This window comes from Pseudomonas sp. ENNP23 (genome assembly GCF_001728945.1).
GTDB classification, from domain to species: domain Bacteria; phylum Pseudomonadota; class Gammaproteobacteria; order Pseudomonadales; family Pseudomonadaceae; genus Metapseudomonas; species Metapseudomonas otitidis.
Window position 1 is genome coordinate 1 of record NZ_LYSP01000082.1, and the last position, 7,401, is coordinate 7,401.

Annotated in this window: 9 protein-coding genes; 3 read left to right on the forward strand and 6 right to left on the reverse strand. The window is 68.4% G+C overall.

What is annotated here, in order from left to right:
• Positions 1-67 precede the first annotated feature (67 nt).
• From modC to A9G05_RS25880, 6 genes are all read right to left on the reverse strand, one after another.
• Positions 68-1,159, reverse strand: a complete 1,092-nt coding sequence (gene modC, locus A9G05_RS25855) for a molybdenum ABC transporter ATP-binding protein (protein WP_069563662.1) — start codon at positions 1,157-1,159, stop codon at positions 68-70.
• Position 1,160: 1 nt separating this feature from the next.
• Complete coding sequence (modB, locus tag A9G05_RS25860) at positions 1,161-1,841, reverse strand: molybdate ABC transporter permease subunit (protein WP_069563663.1); 681 nt, start codon at positions 1,839-1,841, stop codon at positions 1,161-1,163.
• Between the two features lie 34 nt (positions 1,842-1,875).
• A complete protein-coding gene (gene modA, locus A9G05_RS25865; RefSeq protein WP_069563664.1) occupies positions 1,876-2,637 on the reverse strand; it encodes a molybdate ABC transporter substrate-binding protein in 762 nt (253 codons plus the stop codon).
• 216 nt (positions 2,638-2,853) lie between these two features.
• Entirely contained in the window at positions 2,854-3,093 is a 240-nt protein-coding gene (locus A9G05_RS25870; protein ID WP_069563665.1) for a glutaredoxin family protein, read from the reverse strand.
• A gap of 305 nt (positions 3,094-3,398) precedes the next feature.
• Positions 3,399-4,619 carry a DUF5610 domain-containing protein gene (locus tag A9G05_RS25875; protein ID WP_069563666.1) on the reverse strand — a complete coding sequence of 407 codons (1,221 nt, stop codon included), beginning with the start codon at positions 4,617-4,619 and terminating at the stop codon, positions 3,399-3,401.
• Positions 4,620-4,719: 100 nt separating this feature from the next.
• On the reverse strand, positions 4,720-5,292 hold the full coding sequence (locus A9G05_RS25880) for a TetR/AcrR family transcriptional regulator (RefSeq protein ID WP_069563667.1): 573 nt from the start codon (positions 5,290-5,292) through the stop codon (positions 4,720-4,722).
• 143 nt (positions 5,293-5,435) lie between these two features.
• Between A9G05_RS25880 and A9G05_RS25885 the strand changes: the two genes are divergently transcribed.
• The 3 genes from A9G05_RS25885 to A9G05_RS25895 form a co-directional block, all read left to right on the forward strand.
• Positions 5,436-6,035, forward strand: coding sequence for a glutathione S-transferase family protein (locus tag A9G05_RS25885; RefSeq protein WP_069563668.1), 600 nt, complete (start codon positions 5,436-5,438; stop codon positions 6,033-6,035).
• Between the two features lie 34 nt (positions 6,036-6,069).
• Positions 6,070-6,930, forward strand: coding sequence for an MBL fold metallo-hydrolase (locus A9G05_RS25890; protein ID WP_069563669.1), 861 nt, complete (start codon positions 6,070-6,072; stop codon positions 6,928-6,930).
• 109 nt (positions 6,931-7,039) lie between these two features.
• On the forward strand, positions 7,040-7,401 hold a 362-nt coding region (locus A9G05_RS25895; RefSeq protein ID WP_139131263.1), incomplete at its 3' end, for an OprD family outer membrane porin.

Consider the following 7,401-nt stretch of genomic DNA (forward strand, 5'->3'; position numbering starts at 1 on the left):
GGGCGATTCCATCAGGCGCTTCCGATAGCTGTGTACGGTTGCGCCACTGGGTGGTGTCAACCGCCCATCAAGCCAGCAGCGCCACCGATTTGATCTGCGCCCAGACCGCCTGGCCCGGGTGCAGCCCGAGCTGGTCGTGGGAGTAGCGGGTGATGCGCGCCAGCAGCGGCGTGCCTTCCACGTCCAGGCGTACCAGCACGTGGGCGGCGTTGTCCGCCGGGATGCTGTCGCGCACCGTGGCCGGCAGCAGGTTGAGGATGCTGCTGTCCGCCTGCCGTTGCAGGCTCAGGCTGACGTCACGCGCGCGCACCGTGAAGCGCACCCGCCGCCCCGCCTCGGCGGGCGCATGGGCCACCCGCACGCTGAGGCCGCTATCCGGCAGGCCCAGGGTCAGCAGCTGGTAAGCAGCGTCATGGGCCACCACCCGTCCTTCCACCACCACGCCGGCGTCATCGTCCAGGGCCGTGGGCAGGTCCAGCCGCGCCAGGGTTTCGCCCAGGGGCCCGCTGGCCAGCACGCGGCCGGCCTCCAGCAGCACCAGGTGGTCCGCCAGGCGTGCCACCTCTTCCGGGGAATGGCTGACGTAGAGCACGGGGATGTCCAGCTCGTCGTGCAGGCGTTCCAGGTACGGCAGGATCTCTGCCTTGCGCTTGCCGTCCAGGGCCGCCAGGGGTTCGTCCATCAGCAGCAGCCGGGGGCTGGTGAGCAGTGCCCGGGCCATGCCGACGCGCTGCCGCTCGCCACCGGAGAGCCGTGCCGGCATGCGTTCCAGCAGGTGCTCGATGCCCAGCAGTGCCACCGCCTGGTCGAAGGGCACGCGACGCTGGGCCGCCGGGATGCGCCGTTCACCGAACGCCAGGTTGCGCCGCACCGAGAGGTGCTCGAACAGGCTCGCCTCCTGGAACACGTAGCCCAGGGCGCGCCGATGGGTGGGCATGAACAGGCCACGGGCGCTGTCCTGCCAGACCTCGCCGTTGACCTCGACGCGGCCCTCGGCCCGCTCCAGCCCGGCCAGGCAGCGCAGCACGCTGGTCTTGCCGGAGCCGGAGTGGCCGAACAGCGCAGTCACCCCGCGCCCCGGCAGGTCCAGGTCGGTGTCCAGTTCGAAGCCCGGCCAGGCCAGGCGCAGGCGGGCCCGGATGCGGTCGTGGGTGTTCATCTCAGCTCCAGCCCGGCTTGAGCCGGCGGCTGGAATACAGCGCCAGCAGGATGAGGAAGGAGAACACCACCATGCCGCCCGCCAGCCAGTGGGCCTGGGCGTATTCCATGGCCTCGACGTGGTCGAAGATCTGCACCGACACCACGCGGGTCTTCTCCGGGATGTTGCCGCCGATCATCAGCACCACGCCGAACTCCCCCACCGTGTGGGCGAAGCCGAGGATGGACGCGGTGATGAAGCCGGGCCGGGCCAGCGGCAGCACCACATGGAAGAAGGTGTCCCAGGGGCCGGCCCGCAGGGTGGCGGCCACCTCCAGCGGGCGCGGGCCGATGGCGTCGAAGGCGTTCTGCAGCGGCTGCACCACGAAGGGCATCGAGTAGAACACCGAGCCCACCACCAGCCCGGCGAAGGTGAACGGCAGGGTGCCGAGCCCCAGGGCCTGGGTGAACTGCCCGACGAATCCGTGGGGCCCCATGCTCACCAGCAGGTAGAAGCCGATGACCGTGGGCGGCAGCACCAGCGGCAGCGCCACCACAGCGCCCACCGGGCCCTTGAGCCAGGAGTCGGTCCGCGACAGCCACCAGGCGATGGGCGTGCCGAGCACCAGCAGCAGGGCCGTGGTCAGGGTCGCCAGTTCCAGGGTCAGCCGGATGGCCGCCCAGTCGTCACCGCTCAGGGGCATGCAGGGTTCCTTGAATCAGGGCACGTAGCGGGCGTTAGGGTTTGTCGATCTGGTAACCGTAGGACTTGATCACCACGGCCGCCTTCTCACCCTTGAGGTAGTCCACCAGGGCCTGGGCGGCGGGGTTGTCCTTGCCCTTGGCGAGGATCACTGCGTCCTGCTTGATCGGGTCGTGCAGGGCCGCCGGGACGATCCAGGCGGAACCGCCGGTCACCCTGCCATCCTTGTAGATCTGCGACAACGCCACGAAGCCGAGTTCGGCATTGCCGGTGGCGATGAACTGGTGGGCCTGGGTGATGTTCTGGCCTTCCACCAGCCTGCCCTTGAGCTGGGCGGTCAGGCCCAGCTTCTCCAGCACCTGGGTGGCGGCCAGGCCGTAGGGGGCGGCCTTGGGGTTGGCGATGGAGAGGTGCTGGTAGTCGTTCTTCTTCAGCACCTCGCCCTGGGCGTCCACGTAGCCGGGCTTGGCCGACCACAGGGCCAGGGTGCCGATGGCGTAGGTGAAGCGCGAGCCGGGCACGGTGGCGCCCTCCTGCTCCAGCTTGGCCGGGGTGCTGTCGTCGGCGGAAAGGAACACCTCGAACGGCGCGCCGTTGTGGATCTGCGCATAGAACTGGCCGGTGGCGCCGGTGGCGATCACCAGCTTGTGCCCGGTGTCCTGCTGGAAGTCCTTGGCAATGGCCTGGATCGGCGCGGTGAAGTTGGCGGCGACGGCGACCTGGACGTCCTGAGCCAGGGCCAGGTGGGCCGCGGCACTGGCAATCAGGGCGACGAACACGCGGGACAACTGAAGCATGGGAGGCACTCCTTCGTTCTTGTGCGGGAAGGGCGAAGCGGTGAGCGGGTGGAGACTCTACACCAGTCGCTATATACAAAACCACACAGCGAAAAAAGGACTTCGGCGGTGCGCTGCAACCCGCGTGCCCCGGCTCAGCGGGTAGTAGTGACGCCCCGTCCTGCCTCCAGAATGCGGCGTGGCGAGCAGGGCTGGGCCCATGCAGGCCCGGGCCGGTCAGGGTTCGAGGAAGGTCGCGATCTGGGCCGCGTCGAACGGCCAGTTCAGCTCGGCGCCGGTGTCGTTGCGCCGCAGGACGGGAATGCGCAGGCCGTAGGCATCCACCCACTGGGGCTGGTCGGTGATGTCCAGCACCTCCACCAGCAGGCCATGCTCGACGAAGGGCATGAGCACGCTCTCGGCCACTTCGCACAGGTGGCATCCGAGGGTGCCGAAGAGGCTGCATTCAGGAAGCATCACAGGGCTCGCTCGAGGGGAAGGGGGCGCAGTTTATCACGGCCTCCCGCCCCTTCTGGGGTACCTCTAAAAACGTAGGCGAGGCCGGAAGCCGAAGGCGCAACGACCAACGGGAGTAACAGCCGAAGGGCGCGCATCAGCGCGTCAAACAGGCGAAAAAGCGCAGTTTACGAGTCGTAAAAATGGGCAATTTGATCGGACTCGCGCACGAGCCTGTTTTTAACGCCGCGATGACAACGCAGGCCGTTTTTAGAGGTGCCCTTCTGACGGGCGGGAGCCGGCATGGTGCCGGCTCCCGCCAGGCATCAACTGGCCTTGGGTGCGCTGGCGTCGACCGGGCTCTTCTCGGCCGGGGTGCCGGCAGTGCCCTGCAGCAGCGGTGCCAGGCCTTCCAGCAGTCGCGCGTTGAGGGTCTTGGCCTTCTCCAACTGGCCTTCGCTGAGGTTCTGGTTGAGGGAGAAGCCGCCATCGAGCAGTTGCTGCAGGGTGCCCTTGGCGTCGTCGCTGAAGGCCGCTGCGTTCTTCATCGCATCCAGCAGGCCCCGGGCGTAGTCGCGCAGGGAGGTGTTCACCGCGCTGGCGGGCTGGCCGCCCTCCTCCGACACCGCGCCGTAGGTGCTAGTGGCCTGCGCGTAGGTGGTCTGGGACAGGTTGAGGGACATGGAGGCAAGCTGGTCGCCGTTCATGTTCAGGGCCAGGGCGCGGTCGAAGGCGCCGGACAGGTCGCCCGAGTAGAACTTGCTGGAGATGTCCTGCACCTGGCCGAGCAGGTCGGTGAGTGCGGCCTTCTCGTCATCGTTGAGGTTGCCTTCGATCTGCACCGACCAGCCGCCGATCTGCAGGCTGCCGCTGGAGGCGCTGACCTGGGTGCTGGTGCTGGTGGACGTACCGCCATTGCCCGAGGTGCGCGTGCTGCTGGCGCTGGCCGAGGTGCTGGACCAGTTGGCCGAGGCCTGTGCGATGGAGATCTTCAGCGTGTCGCCTTCGCGGGTGGTCACCTCCAGGTCGAAGGTGCTGGAGCGCGCGACCAGGGTGCTGGTGCTGGCGCTGACCGCCGCGCGGGAGACGCTGGAAGTGTCGCCAGCCGGAGTACCGCCCAGGCCGTAGGTGCTGCCGATCCTGTCCAGGCCGTCCTGCACGCTCTGGAAGGTGTCTTCGATGTCGCTGGCGATCTTGCCGCCCAGCACGCCCATGCCCTGGAGGATCTTCTTGGCTTCGGCGAAGCCCTTCTCCACGCCTTGGCGGGCCTGGTCGAGCATCTTCTGCAGCTTCTCGGGGTCGGCGCCGTTGGCCGCTTCGGCCTGGATGCGGCCGCCGACGAAATCGAGGATGCGCCCGGCAACCTTGTCGGGGGTGTAGTCGTCCTGGGTCTTGCCGGCGAGGGTCGCGGGGTCGATGCCGAGTCGCTGGGCGACGCGGTTGGCCAGGACGTTCTGGGCGTTGGTGGCGTTGCGGTTGGCGCTGTCGCTACGGGTCAGGTAGTTCGGGCGGCTGGTGGCCGAAGCCAGGGAATCGAGTGAGTTCATGGTGGCAGCCCCGTCTGAGCGGATGTACACGACTTTGACGGCGACAGCGGGAAAAGCTTGAGGGTGATTGGCGGGGCAGCCGATGGACGGTAGGCCGCGCTCACGCCTGCGGGTCGGGCACCCCAGCGGCGCGCAGCAGCACCTCGGCAGCGGCGCCGGCCTCCAGCGCCTGGTCACCCGGCCCCTGGATATGCGCCATGGTGATGGCCCCCTCCAGCAGGTACTGCAGTTGCCGCGCCAGGCGCGCCGGCTCGGCCACCTCCAGGCGCGCCAGCGCCGTGCGGAAGTGCGCCTCGGCGTTGGCCTTGTGGGAGGCGGCAACGCGATGGATGGGGTGGTCGCGGTCATGGAACTCGGCAGCGGCGTTGACGAAGGCGCAACCGTGGTACTCGGCCTCGTGCAGCAGGCCGTGCAGCCCCTCGAACACCGCCAGGATCGCTGCACGCGGCGGAAGATGCTCCAGTGCCCAGGCCATGCGTTCGCGGGGGGCTTCCATGCGCTTCTGCAAGGCCGCTTCGATCAACTCGTCCTTGGACTTGAAGTGCTTGTAGAGGGTCATCTTCGCCACGCCGGACTCGGCCAGGATGCGGTCGATGCCGGTGGCATGGAACCCGTCGCGGTAGAACAGCGTAAGGGCGGTGTCGATGAGCTGGTCGCGTTTGCTGGAAGCCATTGGAATCTCCTGGACGGCGCATTATGCGCATCCCCCGGCAGCGGCTCAAACCGCGGGGTTCGCGGCGTGGCGAAAAGAAATTGGAACAAACAGACAGGTCTGTCTATTATTTCGCGCACCTCCCCCGACACGGATGACCCGCCATGCGCCTCCACGACTTTCCCCTCTCCGGCAACTGCTACAAGGTGCGCCTGTTCCTCGGGCTGATCGGTCAGGAGGCGGAGACGGTCTTCGTCGACCTGCCGGCCGGCGCACAGAAGCAGCCGGCGTTCCTCGCCCTCAACCCGCGCGGCCAGGTGCCGCTGCTGGAGGCCGATGGCCAGGCCGTCGGCGACTCCCAGGCCATCCTCGTCTACCTGGCCAGCCGCTACGCCCCCGCCTGGCTGCCGCTGGAGCCCCTGGCCCTGGCGCGCGTGGTCAGTTGGCTGAGCTTCACCGCCAACGAGATCCACCACGGCCCGGCCCAGGCACGGGTGCTCACGCTGTTCAAGCGCCCCGGTGACCTGGCTGCCGCACAGGCCCGTGGCGAACAGGTGCTGGCCCTGGTGGATGCCCACCTCGCCCGGCACCGCTGGCTGGCCGAAGGCGAGGCCCCGAGCGTGGCCGACGTAGCGGCCTTCCCCTACCTGGCGATGGCCGGCGAAGGCGGACTCGACCTGGCGCCCCATCGCCACCTGGGCGACTGGCTGGCGCGCATCCGTGCCCTGCCGGGCTTCATCGACACGCCCCGCCTGCCGGGCTGATCGCCCGCCTCTCCCCTGCCAAGGACGCCGGACCATGCCCCGCCTCGCCCTGCTGCTGCCCCTGCTGCTCGTCACCGCCTTCGCCCAGGCCGACGGCCTGCGCTTCGCCCTGGTGAAGACCTCCAGCGCGGAGACACTCGACGCCTTCACCGTGGAGGGCGGTCAGTGGACCAGGACCGTCCCGGTCAACCACACCGCCGTGCTCATCCAGCATCACGCCGCCACCCTGCTGCTGGACACCGGCCTCGGCCGCCAGGTGGACGCCCAGTTCGAGACGGACATGCCCTGGTGGGACAAGCCGCTGTTCAAGTACCAGAGGGTGACGCCCGCCCGCGACCAGTTGGACCGGGACGGCCTCCGCATCGACCGCATCCTGCTCACCCATGCGCACTGGGACCACGCCTCGGCTCTGGCCGACTTCCCCGAAGTGCCGGTGTGGGCGCCCTGGGCAGAGATCGACTTCAGCCACATCGCCACCCCGCCCGCCGTGCTGCCCAGCCAGTTCACCCATGGCGTGCGCTGGCAGCCCTTCGAGTTCGAGCCGACGCCCTACATGGGCTTCGACGAGAGCCTCGACCTGTTCGGCGACGGCAGCGTGGTGCTGGTGCCGCTGACCGGGCATACACCGGGCTCGGTGGGGGTGTTCCTGACACTGGCCGACGGACGGCGCTTCTTCTTCACCGGCGACACCAGTTGGCGACTGGAAGGCTTCACCGGCCCGAACGAGAAGTTCTGGGTCAGCCGGCGGATGGTCGACAACGACCGCGAAGGCACGCGGGCCCAGCTCCAGCGGGTGCACGACCTGATCCAGGCCGACCCCGCGCTGAGCGTGGTGCCGGCCCACGATGCCGCCGTGCAGGACCGTATTGGCTACTACCCGCAGTGGGTGGAATGACGCCACGACCAATGTCTAAGGTGACGAATTTGTTACCGGGTGCTTAATTTTCCGCGTTGTAACAGGGCGGCCCCAACCACCCTGCAACCCCAACGAGGAGACAAGAACAATGAGCAAGACCTCGCTCGCGTCCGCCATCACCCTGGCGGCGCTCGGCACCGGCCTCACCCTGCCCGGCCTCGCCCAGGCCGACTTCCTGAAAGACAGCAAGGCCAGCGTCGAGCTGCGCAACTTCTACTTCAACCGCGACTTCCGCCAGCCGGGTGCCTCGCAGAAAAAAGCCGAGGAGTGGGCCCAGGGGTTCCTGCTGCGCTACGAGTCCGGGTTTACCGAAGGCACCATCGGCGTCGGCGTCGACGCCATCGGCCTGCTGGGGGTCAAGCTCGACTCCAGCCCGGACCGCAGCGGCACCGGCCTGCTCAAGCGCGACCGCGAGAGCAAGCGCGCCCAGGACGAATACGGCGAACTCAG